Raw genomic sequence first — 18,123 nt, 5'->3', positions numbered from 1 at the left:
CTAACCTCCATCTTCGTATGTGGATGGTGTCTACGTGGGGAGACAGTCCCGCTCGTCGTACCTGAAGAACCCGCTCACCGCCGGACCCGCCCTCGTAGGAGCCGCCCTGTGAACCTCACCGTCACCGCCGTCCGCCTCACGCCGATCCTCGTCGCCGACCCGCCGCTGCTGAACACCCAGGGCGTGCACCAGCCGTACACCCCCCGACTGATCGTGGAGGTGGAGACGGCCGACGGCGTCACCGGCGTCGGCGAGACGTACGGCGACACCAAGTACCTGGAGCTGGCCCGGCCGTTCGCCGAGCGACTGAAGGGGCGCCAGGTCAGCGACCTCAACGGCCTGTTCACCGTCGCGGACGAGCTGGCCGTCGACCGGGCCCGGGTCCTCGGCCAGGTGGACGTGGGCGGTCTGCGCGGCGTCCAGACGGCCGACAAGCTGCGGCTCTCCGTCGTCTCCGGCTTCGAGGTCGCCTGCCTCGACGCCCTCGGCAAGGCCCTCGGCCTGCCCGTGCACGCGCTGCTCGGCGGCAAGGTCCGCGACGCCGTCGAGTACAGCGCGTACCTCTTCTACAAGTGGGCAGGCCACCCAGAGGGCGTGGCCTGCGAGCAGGACGACTGGGGCCCCGCACTCGACCCGGCCGGTGTCGTCGAGCAGGCCCGCCGCTTCACCGAGCGCCACGGCTTCACCTCCTTCAAGCTCAAGGGCGGCGTCTTCCCGCCCGAGGAGGAGATCGCCGCCGTCCGCGCCCTCGCCGAGGCCTTCCCCGGGCACCCGCTGCGCCTCGACCCCAACGGCGCCTGGTCCGTGGAGACCTCGCTGAAGGTGGCGCGGGAGCTGGGCGACGTCCTGGAGTACCTGGAGGACCCCGCACTCGGCATCCCCGCCATGGCCGAGGTCGCCGCGGCGACCGGCGTGCCGCTCGCCACCAACATGTGCGTGACGACCTTCGCCGAGATCCAGGAGGCGTTCACCCGGGGCGCCGTGCAGGTCGTCCTCTCCGACCACCACTACTGGGGCGGACTGCGCAACACGCAGCAGCTCGCCGCGGTCTGCCGCACCTTCGGCGTCGGCGTCTCCATGCACTCCAACACCCACCTGGGGATCAGCCTGGCCGCGATGACCCACGTCGCCGCCACCGTGCCCGGCCTCCACCACGCCTGCGACTCCCACTACCCCTGGCAGTCGGAGGACGTCCTGACCGAGCGCCTCACCTTCACCGGCGGCAAGGTCGCCGTCACGGACACACCCGGTCTCGGCGTCGAACTGGACCGCGAGAAGCTGCGGGTCCTGCACCAGCGCTGGCTCGACGACGACGGCTCGCTGCGCGAGCGCGACGACACGGCCGCGATGCGCGTCGCCGACCCCGCCTGGGTCACCCCCGCCGTCCCCCGCTGGTGACCCTCCGTCACGCTCCCCGGCTCCCACCGCGGCCGCGCCACTCCCTCTTGCTGATCGGCTCGGGCACGGCGACCGCCGTCGTCGGACCGCTCCCGTGCCGCCGTGGCCCGGCCTCGGCGCCCTCCGCCCGGCCGCCGCGGGCTTCGGCACCGGCGCTTCCCGGCACACCCCCGGAAACGTCCCCCATGCGGCTCCCCGTCCGTGTGACGCACGGCGTGTCGTCACCGGCGTGGTGCACACTGGCCAGATCCCCACCACGCCAGGGAGCGCACCGTGACCGCGTCCACCACGTCCACCGGAGAGGGACACCACCACCACCACCACCGGACCCGCCGGGCCGCCCGGGTCGACCCCCTGGCCGCCCTGCGCGCCCCCGGCGACCCGCCCCGGGACGTCTACCTGACCGGCACCGTCTTCCTCGACATCGTCTTCACCGGGCTCGACTCCGCCCCGGTGCGCGGGACCGAGTCCTGGGCCCGCGGCATGGGGTCGAGCCCCGGCGGCGTCGCCAACATGGCCACCGCCCTGGCCCGCCTGGGCCTGCGCACCTCCCTCGCGGCCGCGTTCGGCGACGACCACTACGGCGAGTACTGCTGGGACGCCCTGGAACAGGGCGAGGGCATCGACCTGGCGGCCTCGCGCACCGTCCCCGGCTGGCACTCCCCGGTCACCGTCTCCATGGCCTACGAGGGGGAGCGCACGATGGTCTCCCACGGCCACGAGCCGCCCCCCGAGGAACCCGCTCCCGCGCACCCGCCGTTCGCCCGGGCCGCCGTCGCCTCCCTCACCCCCGGCGAGCGCGCTCCCTGGATCGCCCAGGCCGCGAGCCGCGGCACCCGGGTCTTCGCCGACGTCGGCTGGGACGACACCGGCGCCTGGGACCTCGCGGGCCTCGCCGACCTGGAACACTGCGAGGCCTTCCTGCCGAACGCCGAGGAGGCCATGCGCTACACCGGCGCGAGCTGCCCGCGCGCCGCGGCCCACGCGCTCACCGAGCACGTACCGCTCGCGGTCGTCACGCTCGGCGCGGACGGCGCCTACGCGGTGGACCGACGGACGGGCGAGACCGCCGAGGTCCCGGCGATCGCCGTGGAGGCCCTGGACCCCACCGGCGCGGGCGACGTCTTCGTGGCCGGCTTCGTCACCGGCACCCTCGCGGGATGGCCGCTCGCCGACCGCCTCGCCTTCGCCGGACTCACCGCCGCCCTCTCCGTCCAGGAGTTCGGCGGCTCCCTTTCGGCCCCCGGCTGGTCCGAGATCGCCGCCTGGTGGCGCAGGGTGCAGTCGGTCGAGGGCCAGGACCCCGGAGCGCTGCGCCGGTACGCGTTCCTGGAGGCCCTGCTCCCGCACGAGGAGACGGCACCCTGGCCGCTGCGCCGGGCGGTCCCGACGATCGGCTTCCGCCGCTCGGCGTAGCACTCGCGATCGGCTTCCGCCGCTCGACACAGAACGCGGCACAGCACTCGGCGGAGAACTCGGCGGAGAACTCGGCATAGAAGCTGTCCGTACGAAAAGCCCTACGGCGTTGTCAGCCCCCTGGCGTACCCTTGAACTCGCCAGGCCGCCCTCGTGGCAGGCGAGACGCATCCGGGAGGACGTAGAGGCCTTCGGGCTGGCCTATGACTCAGACACCCACAGCTCACACGCCCGCGCAGGGCAAGGCGAGAGCACAGTTCACCGTTCCCGCCCAGCACCCCATGGTGACCGTGCTGGGGTCCGGCGACTCCCTCCTGCGCGTGATCGAGACGGCTTTCCCGGCGGCCGACATCCACGTCCGGGGCAATGAGGTCAGCGCGGTCGGCGACCCACGGGAAGTCGCCATGATCCAGCGCCTGTTCGACGAGATGATGCTGGTGCTCCGCACCGGGCAGCCGATGACGGAGGACGCAGTGGAACGCTCGATCGCCATGCTGCGGGCGAGCGAGAACGGGACGAGCGACGGCCAGGAGACCCCGGCCGAGGTACTGACGCAGAACATCCTGTCCTCGCGTGGCCGCACCATCCGCCCCAAGACCCTGAACCAGAAGCGGTACGTCGACGCGATCGACAAGCACACGATCGTCTTCGGCATCGGCCCCGCGGGCACGGGCAAGACCTACCTGGCCATGGCCAAGGCGGTCCAGGCCCTCCAGTCCAAGCAGGTCAACCGCATCATCCTGACTCGTCCGGCGGTCGAGGCGGGGGAGCGGCTGGGCTTCCTGCCCGGCACCCTCTACGAGAAGATCGACCCCTATCTGCGCCCGCTGTACGACGCGCTGCACGACATGCTGGACCCGGACTCGATCCCGCGCCTGATGGCGGCGGGCACCATCGAGGTCGCGCCCCTCGCCTACATGCGGGGAAGAACCCTTAATGATGCTTTCATCATCCTGGACGAGGCTCAGAACACGAGCCCCGAGCAGATGAAGATGTTCCTCACCCGCCTCGGCTTCGACTCCAAGATCGTGATCACGGGTGACGTGACCCAGGTCGACCTGCCAGGCGGCACCAAATCCGGTCTGCGTCAGGTCCAGGACATCCTGGAGGGCCTGGAGGACGTGCATTTCTCGCGCCTGTCGTCCCAGGACGTCGTCCGGCACAAGCTGGTGGGCCGTATCGTCGACGCGTACGAGATGTACGACAGCACGCACGGCACCGAGAACGGCACCCACAAGGGCGGCCGGGGCAGGCAGTCCGGGCACAAGGGGAAGTAGACCGAGCACGACCATGTCGATCGACGTCAACAACGAGTCCGGAACCGAGGTCGACGAGCAGGCGATCCTCGACGTCGCCCGCTACGCGCTGACACGGATGCGCATCCACCCGCTCTCCGAGCTCTCGGTGATCGTCGTGGACGCCGACGCCATGGAGCAGCTGCACATCCAGTGGATGGACCTGCCGGGGCCGACGGACGTCATGTCCTTCCCGATGGACGAACTGCGTCCGCCGTCGAAGGACGACGACGAGCCCCCGCAGGGCCTGCTGGGCGACATCGTGCTGTGCCCGGAGGTCGCCGCCCGGCAGGGAGCCGAGGCCCCGACCAAGCACTCCATGGACGAGGAGCTCCAGCTGCTCACCGTCCACGGCGTGCTGCACCTGCTGGGCTACGACCACGAGGAGCCCGACGAGAAGGCCGAGATGTTCGGTCTCCAGGCGGCCATCGTGGACGGCTGGCGCGAGGAGAAGGGCCTGACCGGCCCGTCCCCGGCCCCGACCGTGTCATGAGCGCGACCCTCGTGGCCGGGGCGATCGCCCTGGTCGTCGTCGCGTGGCTCGCCGCCTGTGCGGAGGCGGGCCTCGCGCGCGTCTCCAGCTTCCGCGCCGAGGAGGCCGTCCGCTCCGGCCGCCGCGGCAGCGCCAGGCTCGCCCAGGTCGCCGCCGACCCCACCCGCTACCTCAACATGGCGCTGCTGGTCCGCGTGGCCTGCGAGATGGCGGCGGCCGCGCTGGTCACCTACGCCTGCCTGCGGGAGATCGACGGCACCGCCGGCGCCCTGCTGGCCGCGATCGGCGTGATGGTCCTCGTCAGCTACGTCGCGGTCGGCGTCTCCCCGCGCACCATCGGCCGCCAGCACCCGCTGAACACGGCGACGGCCGCCGCGTACGTCCTGCTGCCGCTCGCGCGGATCATGGGCCCGATCCCGTCCCTGCTCATCCTCATCGGCAACGCGCTCACGCCCGGCAAGGGCTTCCGGCGCGGCCCCTTCGCCTCCGAGGCGGAGCTGCGCGCGCTGGTCGACCTCGCCGAGAAGGAGTCGCTGATCGAGGACGACGAGCGGCGCATGGTCCACTCCGTGTTCGAGCTGGGCGACACCCTCGTCCGCGAGGTGATGGTCCCGCGCACCGACCTGATCGTCATCGAGCGCTACAAGACCATCCGCCAGGCCCTCACCCTCGCCCTGCGCTCCGGCTTCTCCCGCATACCCGTCACCGGGGAGAGCGAGGACGACATCGTCGGGATCGTCTACCTGAAGGACCTCGTCCGCAAGACGCACATCAGCCGCCACGCGGAGAGCGAGCTGGTCTCGACGGCGATGCGGCCCGCCGCGTTCGTGCCCGACACCAAGAACGCCGGCGATCTGCTGCGCGAGATGCAGCGGGACCGCAACCACGTCGCCGTCGTCATCGACGAGTACGGCGGCACCGCCGGCATCGTCACCATCGAGGACATCCTCGAGGAGATCGTCGGCGAGATCACCGACGAGTACGACCGTGAACTCCCGCCCGTCGAGAAGCTCGGCGAGGACCGCCACCGGGTCACCGCCCGCCTCGACATCACCGACCTCGGCGAGCTGTACGGCCTGGAGGAGTACGACGACGAGGACGTGGAGACCGTCGGCGGCCTGCTCGCCAAGGCGCTGGGCCGGGTGCCGATCGCCGGGGCGTCGAGCGTCGTCGAACTGCCCGACGGACGCGAGCTGCGGCTGACGGCGGAGGCCGCGGCCGGCCGCCGCAACAAGATCGTGACGGTGCTGGTGGAGCCGGTGGCCCCGGTGGCGGCCGGCGACGGGGAGAAACCGGAGTGACCCCCGGGGAGCTGCGCGCCTGCTGCCTGGCCTTCACCGCGGCCGAGGAGGACTTCCCCTTCCGGCCGGAGATCTCGGTCTTCAAGGTGCGGGGCAGGCTCTTCGCCCTGACGAGCCTCGACGCGCGGCCCCTGACCGTCAACCTCAAGTGCGACCCCGAGGACGCGGTCCGGCTGCGCGCCGAGCACCCCGGTCTCATCGTCCCCGGCTATCACATGAACAAGCGGCACTGGAACACCGTGACCGTGGACGGCGGCCTCCCGGACCGCCTCGTCCGCGAGCTGATCGAGGACTCCTACGACCTGGTCGTCGCCGGTCTGCCGCGCGCCGAGCGCCTCCGTCTCGACCGCCCCTGACCGGGCGGCGGGGCGTGGAGCACCCCGTGGCCGGACGGCGGCCGGGCCGCTTTCGTATGCTCGGTGCATGACCGACACCCACGAGCTCGACCCCGAGGACCGCAAGATCGTCACCCTGGCCCGCTCGGCACGGGCCCGCAACGGTGTGCCCGAGGGGGCCGCCGTACGGGACGAGACCGGCCGTACGTATGTCGCCGGGACCGTCGACCTGCCGTCGCTGAAGCTGAGCGCGGTGCAGACGGCGGTGGCGATGGCGGTGGCGTCGGGGGCGAAGGCGCTGGAGGCGGCGGCGGTCGTGACGGACTCCGGCACCGCGTCCGACGCGGACCGGGCCGCCGTCGCGGACCTGGGCGGTCCGGGCACCCCCGTGCTGGTGGCCGGGCCCGACGGCACCGTCCGGCTGACCGTGACCGCGGGCTGAGGACGACCGCGGGCTGAGGCGACCGCGGCCCGGAGCGCGTCCGCCCGGAGCGCGTCGGCTCTGAGCGCGTCCGCTCAGAGCGCGTCGGGCCCGCGCTCGCCGGTGCGCACCCGCACGACCGTCTCGACCGGCAGGGCCCACACCTTCCCGTCGCCGATCTTCCCCGTCTGCGCGGCGCGGACGATCGCGTCGATCACGGCGTCGGCGTCCGCGTCCTCGACGACGACCTCGATGCGGACCTTCGGCACCAGGTCGACCTGGTACTCGGCGCCGCGGTACACCTCGGTGTGGCCGCGCTGCCGGCCGTAGCCGCTGGCCTCGGTGACGGTCAGACCCTGCACGCCCATCTCCTGGAGGGCGGTCTTGACCTCGTCGAGGCGGTACGGCTTGACGATCGCGGTGATGAGCTTCATGCCTGCGTCTGTGCCTTCTGGGCGGAGGGGAGGGAGTGGGCGCCGACCGGGGCACCGTGGCCCAGGACGCCGTGATCGTATGCCGTCTCGGCGTGCACCGTAAGGTCCAGGCCGGTGTGCTCCTGCTCCTCGTCCGCGCGGAACCCGATCGCCTTGTCGAGCAGCTTGCCGATGCCGTACGTCACGAGGAAGGCGTACGCCCCGACGACGGCGACGGCCACCAGCTGCTTGCCGAGCTGGGCGAGCCCGCCGCCGTACAGCAGGCCCTCCGGGCCGCCGGTCATCGACTCCACCGCGAAGACGCCGATGAGGAGGGTGCCGATGATCCCGCCGACCAGGTGGACGCCGACGACGTCCAGGGAGTCGTCGTAGTTCAGCTTGAACTTCCAGCTCACCGCGTACGAGCAGACGGCGCCGGCGGCGAGGCCGACGACCAGGGCGCCGAGCAGGGAGACGGAGCCGCAGGACGGCGTGATCGCCACCAGGCCGGCGACGGCGCCGGAGGCCGCGCCCAGGGTGGTGGGGTGCCCGTCGCGCTTCTGCTCGACGAAGAGCCAGCCGAGCAGGCCGGTGCAGCCCGCCGCGAGGGTGTTGAGGAACGCGGCGGCCGCGAGGCCGTTCGCGCCGAGGGCCGAGCCCGCGTTGAAGCCGAACCAGCCGAACCAGAGCAGGCCCGCGCCCAGCATGACCATGGGGAGGTTGTGCGGGCGCATCGCGTCCTTCTTGAACCCCAGGCGCGGGCCGAGGACCAGGCACAGCGCCAGACCGGAGGCACCCGAGGTGATCTCCACGGGGAGGCCGCCGGCGAAGTCGAGGGCGCCGAGCCGGCTCGCGATCCAGCCGCCCGGGCCCCACACCCAGTGGGTCACGGGAACGTATACGAGGAGCGCCCAGACGGGGACGAAGACCAGCCAGGCCCCGAACTTCGCCCGGTCCGCGATCGCGCCGCTGACCAGGGCGGCCGTGAGGATCGCGAAGGTGAGCTGGAAGGTGGCGAAGAGCAGGGTGGGCACGGTCCCCTGGACGCTGTCCGGGCCGATCCCGGTCATTCCGGCGTGTTCCAGGGTGCCGACGAGGCCGCCGCCCGCGTCGTCGCCGAAGGCGAGGGAGTAGCCGGCCGCCAGCCACACCACCGTCACCAGCGCGATCGACACGAAGCTCATCATCAGCATGTTGAGGACGCTCTTCGTGCGCACCATGCCGCCGTAGAACAGGGCGAGGCCCGGTGTCATCAGCAGGACGAGGGCGGTGGCGGCGAGCAGCCAGGCGGTGTCGCCGGTGTCGATCGGTGCGGCGAGGGTCACGGTCGTCTCCAACGGTGTGGGGGCTCGTCCGAGAGTCACGGCACCGCGTTTCCGGATGTGTACGGGTGTGTTTCCGTGATGTTTCGTTGCGTACGGGTTTCCGTCACCTCACGCCCGGTGACGGGCTCGGGCGGTGGTGCCGCGGGGCTTCGGGGATCAGGGAGAATGGGCGGCATGAGCGTTCGTACCCAGTCATCCGAACAGCCGGCCGAGGCCGCCCACCGGGCCGGTTTCGCCTGTTTCGTGGGCCGTCCCAACGCGGGCAAGTCCACCCTCACGAACGCTCTGGTCGGAAAGAAGGTGGCGATCACCTCCAACCGCCCGCAGACGACCCGGCACACCGTGCGGGGCATCGTGCACCGGCCCGACGCCCAGCTGATCCTGGTGGACACCCCGGGCCTGCACAAGCCGCGCACGCTGCTGGGCGAGCGGCTGAACGACGTCGTCCGCACCACCTGGGCCGAGGTCGACGTGATCGGCTTCTGTCTGCCCGCCGACCAGAAGCTCGGCCCCGGCGACCGCTTCATCGCCAAGGAGCTGGCCGGGATCAAGCGGACGCCGAAGGTCGCGGTCGTCACCAAGACCGACCTGGTGGACGGCAAGGCGCTGGCCGAGCAGCTCATCGCGATCGACCAGCTCGGCAAGGAGCTGGGCATCGAGTGGGCGGAGATCGTGCCCGTCTCGGCGGTCGGTGACCGGCAGGTCGAGCTGCTGGCGGACCTGCTGATCCCGATGCTGCCGAAGAGCCCGCCGCTGTACCCCGAGGGCGATCTCACCGACGAGCCCGAACAGGTGATGGTGGCCGAGCTGATCCGCGAGGCGGCACTGGAGGGCGTGCGCGACGAGCTGCCGCACTCCATCGCGGTGGTCGTGGAGGAGATGCTGCCGCGCGAGGACCGTCCGGCGGACAAGCCGCTGCTCGACATCCACGCGAACATCTACATCGAGCGCCCCAGTCAGAAGGGCATCATCATCGGCCCGAAGGGGCGCCGGCTGAAGGACGTGGGCATCAAGTCCCGCAAGCAGATCGAGGCGCTGCTGGGCACGCCCGTCTTCCTGGACCTGCACGTGAAGGTCGCGAAGGACTGGCAGCGGGACCCCAAGCAGTTGCGCAAGCTGGGCTTCTGAGCGCGGTTGTCGCCCACCCGTCCCGGCCGGCCGCCGCTCACGCCCCCTCCTTCAGTACCCGGGAGATCAGTCTCCGCTGTTCCTGGGTGAGCCGGGGGTCGGCGGTGTACACCGTTCTGCCGTCCACGGTGATCTGGTAGCTGAAGCCGTCCGGGACGCCGGCGGGGGGCACGCTCCGGCCGCCGGCGACCGCCTGTTCCGCCAGGGCGTGCCACTCGGCGGCGTCGGGCCGGCCCGCGGTGTCCACCTCGGCCCGGCGCTCGACGCCCGCGAACCCGCCCGTACGCCTCACCTGAATACGCATGGGTCCTGTCTAGTACGGAACGGCCCCGCCGCCCACCGGAACACCGGTCACAGGATCCGCACCCCGACCTGTTCCCAGGCCTTCTGCACGGCCCGCAGCTCCCCGCTCCCGTCGCCGAAGCGCTCCCGGGCGGCCTTGTCGGTCAGCTTGGCGAAGTCGGTGAACAGGGCCCGCTCCCGCAGCTCGCCGCCGGTCAGCACGTCGTACCAGACCTGGCCCGCCTTCTCCCAGGCGAAGCCGCCGAGGGCGGTGGCGGCCAGGTAGAAGGCGTGGTTGGGGATTCCGGAGTTGATGTGGACGCCGCCGTTGTCGCGGCCGGTGCGGACGTAGTCGTCCATGGTGGCGGGCTGCGGGTCCTTGCCGAGGACGTCGTCGTCGTAGGCGGTGCCCGGGGCCTTCATGGAGCGCAGGGCCTGGCCGGTGACGTTCGGGGCGAGGAGTCCGGCGCCGATCAGCCAGTCGGCCTCCCCGGCGGTCTGGCCGAGCGTGTACTGCTTGATGAGCGAGCCGAACACGTCGGACATCGACTCGTTGAGGGCGCCGGGCTGCCCGTAGTAGGTCAGGTTCGCCGTGTACTGGGTGACGCCGTGGGCCAGCTCGTGGCCGATCACGTCGACGGCGTTGGTGAAGTCGACGAAGATCTCGCCGTCGCCGTCGCCGAACACCATCTGCTCGCCGTTCCAGAAGGCGTTGTTGTAGTCCTCGTCGTAGTGGACGGTCGCGTCCAGGGGCAGGCCGTCGCCGTCGATGGAGTGGCGGCCGTAGGCCTTGAGGAAGAGCTCGAAGGTGGCGCCGAGCCCGGAGTAGGCGCGGTTGACCGTGGCGTCCCGGCCGGGGTCCTCGCCCTCGCCGCGGACCTCGGTGCCGGGCAGGTCGGTGCCGTGCTCGGCGTCGTAGACCGTGCGCAGCGGCTGGTCCGACGGCGCCTTCACGGCCGGGGCGGCGGCCAGCCGGAACTCGGTGGTCACCCGGCGGCGGGAGCGCAGCTCGCTGTCGCGCACCAGGGTGCGCCGGGCGGGACCGGAGAGCGCGGGGTCGTCATGGTGGGCCAGCCGGTCGAGGACGTGGGGCGGTACGACGGTGCAGAAGACGGGCTCGAAGCCCCCGTGGGTCGTCATGCCGGGCACCCTTGCACTGTGTGACCGTCCTGTCACCGGTGGCAACCATGATTGGTGAAAAACGGCGACATGGGGCCCCGGACGACGTCGACGAGTGGTATGGCGCACGTTTTGCCCTGTTCGTCCCCCCGGTCCCGCATACTGGACCAGGCCCGCGTGCCTGATGCGGCTCGGCTAGAGTGCGGAGCACTATGCGTTTCGGGCTGCTTCTCCTTAGCTGCCGCGGCGAGGGCCTGTAGTCGAGGCCGACTCCCTCCCCGCGGAGCTTGGCGTTGCGTTGTCGGCCGTCCTTCCGGACATCCTGAGGAGCCACCGCACCATGGCGAACCGCCAGCAGCCCAGCCAGATGCCGATCCACAAGTACGGACAGTACGAGCAGGTCGACATCCCCGATCGCACCTGGCCGAACAACCGGATCACCGCCGCTCCCCGCTGGCTCTCCACCGACCTGCGCGACGGCAACCAGGCCCTGATCGACCCCATGTCGCCCGAGCGCAAGCGCCGGATGTTCGACCAGCTGGTCGCGATGGGCTACAAGGAGATCGAGGTCGGCTTCCCGGCCTCCGGCCAGACCGACTTCGACTTCGTGCGCTCCATCATCGAGGAAGAGGGCGCGATCCCGGACGACGTCACCATCTCGGTGCTGACCCAGGCCCGCGAGGACCTGATCGAGCGGACCGTGGAGTCCCTGAAGGGCGCCAGGCGGGCCACCGTCCACCTGTACAACGCCACCGCGCCGGTCTTCCGCCGGGTCGTCTTCCGCGGCTCCAAGGACGACATCAAGCAGATCGCCGTCGACGGCACGCGGCTGGTCATGGAGTACGCCGAGAAGCTGCTGGGCCCCGAGACCGAGTTCGGCTACCAGTACAGCCCCGAGATCTTCACCGACACCGAGCTGGACTTCGCGCTGGAGGTCTGCGAGGCGGTGATGGACGTCTACCAGCCCGGCCCGGGCCGCGAGATCATCCTCAACCTGCCCGCCACCGTGGAGCGTTCGACCCCGTCGACGCACGCCGACCGCTTCGAGTGGATGGGCCGCAACCTCTCCCGCCGCGAGTACGTCTGCCTCTCCGTCCACCCCCACAACGACCGCGGCACCGCCGTCGCCGCCGCCGAGCTGGCGCTGATGGCCGGCGCCGACCGTGTCGAGGGCTGTCTGTTCGGGCAGGGCGAGCGCACCGGCAATGTCGACCTGGTCACCCTGGGCATGAACCTGTTCTCCCAGGGCGTCGACCCGCAGATCGACTTCTCCGACATCGACGAGATCCGTCGTACGTGGGAGTACTGCAACCAGATGGAGGTCCACCCGCGCCACCCGTACGTGGGCGACCTGGTCTACACGTCCTTCTCCGGCTCCCACCAGGACGCCATCAAGAAGGGCTTCGACGCCATGGAGGCCGAGGCCGAGGCCAAGGGTGTCACCGTCGACGACATCGAGTGGGCGGTGCCGTACCTGCCGATCGACCCCAAGGACGTCGGCCGCTCCTACGAGGCCGTCATCCGCGTCAACTCGCAGTCCGGCAAGGGCGGTATCGCGTACGTCCTGAAGAACGACCACAAGCTGGACCTGCCCCGCCGGATGCAGATCGAGTTCTCCCGGCTCATCCAGGCGAAGACGGACGCCGAGGGCGGCGAGGTCACGCCGAAGGACATCTGGGCGGTCTTCCAGGACGAGTACCTGCCCAACCCCGAGAACCCGTGGGGCCGCATCCAGGTCAGGACCGGCCAGTCGACCACCGGCTCGGACGGCGTGGACACCCTCACCGTCGAGGCCACCGTCGACGGCGAGGACACCCTCCTGACCGGCTCGGGCAACGGTCCGATCTCGGCCTTCTTCAGCGCCCTGGAGTCCGTCGGCGTCGACGTACGCCTGCTGGACTACCAGGAGCACACGCTGAGCGAGGGCGCCTCGGCGCTGGCCGCCTCCTACATCGAGTGCGCGATCGGCGACAAGGTCCTGTGGGGCATCGGCATCGACGCGAACACGACGCGGGCGTCGCTGAAGGCGGTCGTCTCGGCCGTCAACCGCGCGAGCCGCTGATCACCCTGACGGGGAGTTTGAGGCCCCGGCCGCCGGAGACGGCGGCCGGGGCCCGTCGTATATCGGCCACCCCTTCGTGGAGGTCACGGAAAGGTCTCGTCCTGGGTGCTGACTCCGCCCGCGTGATGTGGCTAACATCACGCAGACGCACGGCGATGTTGCCGTGCGGTGACGGAGGTGCGACGTGCTGCCAGGACGGGGACGAGACGGCCGGGCCGGCGGGCTTGCCCGCATCCTGGGCACCCGCACCGCGTGGACGCCCGTCGGGGACGGCGAGTTCTTCTGCCCCGGCTGCGGCGGCGACCGCAACTACCAGCGGCTGACCGGCCGGCGCCGCCTCACCCTGCTGGGCCTGCCCGTGCTGCCGCGCGGCGCCAGCGGCCCGATCGTCGAATGCGTCTCCTGTCTGCGCCACTTCGGCACCGACGTCCTCGACCACCCCACCACCGTCCGCTTCTCCGCCATGCTCCGCGACGCCGTCCACACCGTCGCCCTCGCGGTTCTCTCCGCGGGCGGCACCTGCACCCGTACGTCCCTGGAGACGGCGGCCGTGGCGGTGCGCGCGGCCGGCTTCCCGGAGTGCACGCGCGAACAGCTCGCCGCCCTCGTCGACGCCCTCGCCGCCGACACCGGCCGCTCCTACGGCCCGCCCTGCGCCCCCGGCCTGGCCATAGAGCTCCACGAGGCCCTCGACCCGCTCGCCCCGCACCTCGCCCCGGCCGGCCGCGCATCGATCCTGCTCCAGGGCGCCCGGATCGCGCTCGCCGACGGTCCGTACACCGTCGCCGAGCGCGAGGTCCTGGGCACCGTGGGCGCCGCGCTGACACTCCGCCCGGACGACGTGGCCCGTCTGCTGGCCACGGCACGGACCCCGTCCTGATACTCCCCGGGGAGTAGTCCACCGGGCAGGCCGCCCGCCGCAGTACCCCCGAACTCGCCTTCACGCGCGACGATCCGCCCCGCCGGGACCGGAAGTCTGGAAACCGCAACCGGACATCCGCGCCGAAGGGAGGGCCCGACTCATGGGGGCCGGGACAACGAAGGGCACACGCGCCATCCCCTGGGTGGTGCTCGCACTGTGGGTGGGCGTGCTGGCGATCGCCGCCCCGTTCGCCGCGCGACTCGCCGACGTCCAGCACGACCGGATCACCGACTACCTGCCCGCGAGCGCCGACTCCACCGAGGCGGCCGAGCTCCAGCAGCGGCTGCCGGGCGGCGAGACCACCGAGCTGGTGCTCGTCTACCACCGCGACGGCGGACTCACCGCCGCCGACCGGAGCACCGCCGCGGAACAGGTCGCGCGGGTCGCGGGGGAGCACGCGCTGACCGGGACGCCCGAGGGGATCCCGTCCGAGGACGGCACGACCCTCATGTACCCCCTCGCCAGCAACGAGCCCGGCACCGACGAGAAGAAGCGGGACGCCTTCGTCGACGCCGTCCGCGACGTCGCCCGCCCCGAGGCCGGGATGACGGTCGAGGTGGGCGGCGCGGGCGCGCTCTCCACCGACGCGAGCAAGGTCTACGACTCGCTCGGCGGGCCCCTGCTCTACACCACCGTCGGCGTCGTCGCCGTCCTGCTGATCCTGATCTACCGCAGCCCCGTGCTGTGGCTGGTGCCGCTCGCCGTCGCCGGTGTCGCCGACTACCTGTCCATGGGCGTCGCCTACGGCCTGAACCAGGCCTTCGGCACCTCGGTGTCCGGCCAGAGCTCCGGCATCATGACCATCCTCGTCTTCGGCGCCGGCACCGACTACGCCCTGCTGCTCGTCTCCCGCTACCGCGAGGAACTGCGCCGGACCGAGCGGCCGTACGACGCCATGCGGGCCGCCCTGCGCGGCTGCGGGCCCGCCGTGCTCGCCTCGTCGGGCACCGTGGCCGCCGGACTGCTGTGCCTGCTCGCCGCCGACCTCAACTCCCACCGGGGGATGGGCCCGCTCGGCACCGTCGGCGTCCTGTGCGCGCTGGCGGCGATGCTGACCCTGCTGCCCGCCGTCCTCGTCCTGCTGGGCCGCCGGGTGTTCTGGCCGCTGGTCCCCGCCTACGGCAGCACGCCCCGGGCCCGCCGGTCGCTGTTCGCCGCGATGGGCACCTCCGCGGGCCGGCGCCCGCTCACCGTGCTCGCCGGGGGAGCGGTCCTGCTCGGCGCGCTCGCCCTGGGCGCCCTGAACCTGCCCGGCACGGCCAAGCAGGAGGACGCCTTCGTCGACCGGCCCGAGTCGGTCGCCGCGATGCGGACCCTCGCGCGGGCCTACCCGGAGGGCTCCGCCCAGCCCATCGACGTGCTCACCCCGACCGGCCGCGCCGACGCCACGCTCGCCGCGGTCCGGGGCGTCGAAGGGGTCGACGACGTGCGCCGGGGACGGACCGGGGGAGGCTGGACCGAGCTCACCGTGACCGCGTCCGCGCCACCCCAGTCGGCCGCCGAGACCGCGACCATCGAACGGCTGCGGGACCGCCTCGACGGCTCCTACGTCGGCGGGACCAGCGCCCAGCAGCTCGACCTGAAGGACACCAACGCCCGCGACCGGCTCGTCGTCGTCCCGCTCGTCCTGGTGGCGGTGCTGCTGATCCTGGCCGCGCTGCTGCGCTCCCTCGTCGCGCCGCTCCTCCTCACCGCCGCCGTGGTCGCGGTGTGGGGTGCCGCGCTCGGCCTCGGCGGACTGCTGTTCGGCCCCGTGTTCGGCTTCGAGGGCACCGACCCGGGCCTGGGACTGCTCTCCTTCGTGTTCCTCGTCGCCCTCGGCGTGGACTACGGCATCTTCCTCATGCACCGCATGCGGGAGGAGTCGCTGCGGGGCGCCGAACCGTCCGCCGCCGCGCTCACCGCGCTGCGCACCACCGGCGGGGTCATCGCCTCCGCCGGACTGGTCCTCGCCGCGACCTTCGCCGTGCTGACGAACATGGGGCTCGTCCAACTCGTCGAACTGGGCTTCGTCATCGCCGTCGGGGTGCTGCTGGACACCTTCGTCGTCCGCACCTACCTGGTGACCAGCGCGAGCGTGGCGCTGGGGCGCAGGGTGTGGTGGCCGGGGCGGCTCTCGCGGGCACCGGAACCGGACCGGACGCGTGAGCGTGAAGCGGTCGCCGGCTGATCCGGAGGGCGCCCTTCTCCGCCGGAGGGGCGCCCGCTCGGGCAGGATGGCCCCGGGGAGAGGGGGAGCGGTGAGACGCTGGGTGACGGAAGGGCGCGCCGATGTGTGGCTCGCCGCCGGATCCGCCGCCGTGGCCGCCGTGCTGGGGCTGTTCGTCGAGGACGGGCGGCCCCCGGACGCGGCCGGCTGGGCGCTGCTGCTGTCCGCGCAGGTCCCCCTCGTGTGGCGGCGCCGGCGTCCGATGGCCGTGCTGCTCGCGGTGGTGGCGTGCGTCGCCCCGTACCACGCGCTCGACTACACGCACAGCGCGGCCGTGCCGGTCGGCATGATCGCCCTGTACACCGTCGCCGTGACCGGCGGCGCCCGCCGCACCCTGCTCACCGGCACCTCCGTCGTCGGGATCACGCTCGTCGTCAACGCCCTCGTCAGTCCGCACCAGTTCGCCGAGATCCTGCGCATCTCCGGATGGATCGTCTCGGTGCTGCTGTTCGGCGGCTACACCCGGGTCCACCGCGAGAACGCCGCCGCGGCCCTGGACCGCGCCGAACGCGCCGAGCGCACCCGCGAGGAGGAGGCCCGCCGCCGTGTCGCCGAGGAGCGCCTGCGCATCGCCCGTGACCTGCACGACCTGCTCGCGCACAGCATCACCCTCATCGGGGTCCAGACCTCCGTCGCCGCCCACGTCCTCGCCGCCGACCCCGGCCGGCTCGACCGCGCGGCCGTCGCCAAGGCCCTCGACGACATCGCCGGCACCTGCCGCAGCGCCCGCGGCGAACTCCGCACGACGCTGGAGGTGCTGCGCGACCCCGGCGCGCCCGAGACCCGGGGCCCGCTCCCCGGACTGCACGGCCTGCCCGGCCTCGCCGACACCGCCCGGGCGGCCGGCGCGAGCGTCGCGCTGACGGTACGGCACGGCGAGGTACCGCCCGCGATCGGCGCGGCCGCCTACCGGATCGTGCAGGAGGCCCTCACCAACGCCGTCCGCCACGGCGGCCGGGACGGTCTGGACGTACGGGTGAGCGTCCACGGCGACGGGGGCGCCCTGCGGGTGACCGTCACCGACGACGGCGCCGGCGCCGGATCCGGGGCGCCCGGCTTCGGGCTGGTCGGGATGCGGGAGCGGGCCCGCAGCGTGGGCGGCACCCTTAAGGCGGGACCACGACCGGGGGAGGGCTTCGAGGTGAGTGCCGTACTGCCCATGGGGGAGAACCGATGAGTGCGATCCGGGTACTGCTCGCCGACGACCAGACGCTGGTGCGGGCCGCGTTCGCGATGCTGGTGGAGTCGGCGCCGGACATGGAGGTCGTCGGACAGGCCGGCACCGGGCGGGAGGCCGTCGAGCTGGCCCGCCGCGAGCGCGCCGACCTGGTCGTGATGGACCTGCGCATGCCCGACCTCGACGGCATCGGGGCGACCCGGCTGATCGCCGCCGACGAGGACCTCGCCGGGGTGAAGGTGCTGGTGCTGACCACCTACGACACCGACGAGGACCTCGTCGAGGCGCTGCACGCGGGCGCCTCCGGGTTCCTGGTGAAGGACACCCGGCCCGCCGACCTCCTCGACGCGATCCGTACCGTCGCGGCCGGCGAGGCGCTGCTGTCACCGGGGCCGACGGCCCGGCTGATCGCCCGCTTCCTGCGCAGCCCCGCCGTACCGGCCGCCCACGGCGGACCGGAGCGCCTGTCGGCACGGGAGCGCGAGGTCCTCGCCCTGGTCGCGCGCGGCCTCACCAACACCGAGATCGCCGAGACCCTCGGGCTCAGCCCGCTCACCGCCAAGACCCACGTCAGCCGCATCATGGGCAAGCTGGGCGCCCGGGACCGGGCCCAACTGGTCATCATCGCCTACGAGTCGGGGCTGGTGACACCGGGAGCGGCCGGCACCCCCGGCTGACCCGTCTCCCGCCGGGCTGACCCGTCTCCCGCCGGGCTGACCCGTCTCCCGCCGGGCTGACCCGTCTCCCGCCGGGCTGACCCGTCTCCCGCCGGGCTGACCCGTCTCCCGGCGGGCTGCCCCCGTCTCCCGGCGGGCTGCCCCGTCTCC

17 protein-coding genes are annotated in these 18,123 nt (G+C 72.4%); 13 read left to right on the top strand and 4 right to left on the bottom strand.

Going from position 1 to position 18,123, the window contains the following annotated elements:
- Positions 1 to 108: 108 nt before the first annotated feature.
- From ACIP67_RS33845 to ACIP67_RS33815, 7 genes are all read left to right on the top strand, one after another.
- On the top strand, positions 109 to 1,398 hold the full coding sequence (locus ACIP67_RS33845) for a glucarate dehydratase family protein (RefSeq protein WP_401696978.1): 1,290 nt from the start codon (positions 109 to 111) through the stop codon (positions 1,396 to 1,398).
- Positions 1,399 to 1,671: 273 nt separating this feature from the next.
- Positions 1,672 to 2,814, top strand: coding sequence for a carbohydrate kinase family protein (locus ACIP67_RS33840; RefSeq protein WP_401696977.1), 1,143 nt, complete (start codon positions 1,672 to 1,674; stop codon positions 2,812 to 2,814).
- 203 nt (positions 2,815 to 3,017) lie between these two features.
- Positions 3,018 to 4,091 (top strand): PhoH family protein, encoded by a 1,074-nt coding sequence (locus tag ACIP67_RS33835; RefSeq protein WP_401696976.1) that lies wholly within the window; start codon positions 3,018 to 3,020, stop codon positions 4,089 to 4,091.
- Between the two features lie 13 nt (positions 4,092 to 4,104).
- Entirely contained in the window at positions 4,105 to 4,602 is a 498-nt protein-coding gene (gene ybeY / locus ACIP67_RS33830; protein ID WP_401696975.1) for an rRNA maturation RNase YbeY, read from the top strand.
- Entirely contained in the window at positions 4,599 to 5,903 is a 1,305-nt protein-coding gene (locus ACIP67_RS33825; protein WP_401696972.1) for a hemolysin family protein, read from the top strand. The genes ybeY and ACIP67_RS33825 overlap by 4 nt, the downstream gene beginning before the upstream one ends.
- A complete protein-coding gene (locus ACIP67_RS33820) occupies positions 5,900 to 6,259 on the top strand; it encodes an MmcQ/YjbR family DNA-binding protein (RefSeq protein WP_401696971.1) in 360 nt (119 codons plus the stop codon). Before ACIP67_RS33825 ends, ACIP67_RS33820 begins: the two co-directional genes overlap by 4 nt.
- Positions 6,260 to 6,326: 67 nt before the next feature.
- Positions 6,327 to 6,680 carry a cytidine deaminase gene (locus ACIP67_RS33815; protein WP_401696968.1) on the top strand — a complete coding sequence of 118 codons (354 nt, stop codon included), beginning with the start codon at positions 6,327 to 6,329 and terminating at the stop codon, positions 6,678 to 6,680.
- Positions 6,681 to 6,754: 74 nt separating this feature from the next.
- Here ACIP67_RS33815 and ACIP67_RS33810 read toward each other — a convergent pair whose 3' ends face one another.
- Together ACIP67_RS33810 and ACIP67_RS33805 are read right to left on the bottom strand one after the other, a co-directional pair.
- On the bottom strand, positions 6,755 to 7,093 hold the full coding sequence (locus tag ACIP67_RS33810; RefSeq protein ID WP_389512202.1) for a P-II family nitrogen regulator: 339 nt from the start codon (positions 7,091 to 7,093) through the stop codon (positions 6,755 to 6,757).
- The gene (locus ACIP67_RS33805) at positions 7,090 to 8,409 is read right to left on the bottom strand and encodes an ammonium transporter (RefSeq protein ID WP_401697202.1); all 1,320 of its coding nucleotides are present in this window, start codon (positions 8,407 to 8,409) and stop codon (positions 7,090 to 7,092) included. Before ACIP67_RS33805 ends, ACIP67_RS33810 begins: the two co-directional genes overlap by 4 nt.
- Before the next feature lie 162 nt (positions 8,410 to 8,571).
- On the opposite strand from ACIP67_RS33805, the gene era reads away from it, so the two are divergent.
- Positions 8,572 to 9,525: a GTPase Era gene (gene era, locus ACIP67_RS33800; protein WP_401696966.1), complete on the top strand. Its 954-nt coding sequence runs from the start codon at positions 8,572 to 8,574 to the stop codon at positions 9,523 to 9,525.
- Between the two features lie 37 nt (positions 9,526 to 9,562).
- Here era and ACIP67_RS33795 read toward each other — a convergent pair whose 3' ends face one another.
- On the bottom strand, positions 9,563 to 9,829 hold the full coding sequence (locus ACIP67_RS33795; protein WP_401696964.1) for a protealysin inhibitor emfourin: 267 nt from the start codon (positions 9,827 to 9,829) through the stop codon (positions 9,563 to 9,565).
- A 47-nt stretch (positions 9,830 to 9,876) separates the two neighbouring features.
- Positions 9,877 to 10,947, bottom strand: coding sequence for a M4 family metallopeptidase (locus ACIP67_RS33790; protein ID WP_401696962.1), 1,071 nt, complete (start codon positions 10,945 to 10,947; stop codon positions 9,877 to 9,879).
- A gap of 319 nt (positions 10,948 to 11,266) precedes the next feature.
- Between ACIP67_RS33790 and leuA the strand changes: the two genes are divergently transcribed.
- The 5 genes from leuA (at position 11,267) to ACIP67_RS33765 (ending at position 17,973) form a co-directional block, all read left to right on the top strand.
- Positions 11,267 to 12,988, top strand: coding sequence for a 2-isopropylmalate synthase (leuA, locus tag ACIP67_RS33785; RefSeq protein WP_401696960.1), 1,722 nt, complete (start codon positions 11,267 to 11,269; stop codon positions 12,986 to 12,988).
- Between the two features lie 184 nt (positions 12,989 to 13,172).
- A complete protein-coding gene (locus ACIP67_RS33780; RefSeq protein WP_401696958.1) occupies positions 13,173 to 13,868 on the top strand; it encodes a TerB family tellurite resistance protein in 696 nt (231 codons plus the stop codon).
- 142 nt (positions 13,869 to 14,010) lie between these two features.
- A complete protein-coding gene (locus ACIP67_RS33775; RefSeq protein ID WP_401696957.1) occupies positions 14,011 to 16,080 on the top strand; it encodes an MMPL family transporter in 2,070 nt (689 codons plus the stop codon).
- Positions 16,081 to 16,126: 46 nt separating this feature from the next.
- On the top strand, positions 16,127 to 17,296 hold the full coding sequence (locus ACIP67_RS33770) for a sensor histidine kinase (protein WP_401696955.1): 1,170 nt from the start codon (positions 16,127 to 16,129) through the stop codon (positions 17,294 to 17,296).
- On the top strand, positions 17,293 to 17,973 hold the full coding sequence (locus ACIP67_RS33765) for a response regulator (RefSeq protein ID WP_401696953.1): 681 nt from the start codon (positions 17,293 to 17,295) through the stop codon (positions 17,971 to 17,973). Before ACIP67_RS33770 ends, ACIP67_RS33765 begins: the two co-directional genes overlap by 4 nt.
- Positions 17,974 to 18,123 lie beyond the last annotated feature (150 nt).

Source organism: Streptomyces sp. NPDC088812 (assembly GCF_044750285.1).
Lineage (GTDB): Bacteria > Actinomycetota > Actinomycetes > Streptomycetales > Streptomycetaceae > Streptomyces.
Note: the sequence above shows the minus strand (reverse complement) of the source record. Positions and strands in the feature narration are given on the sequence as shown.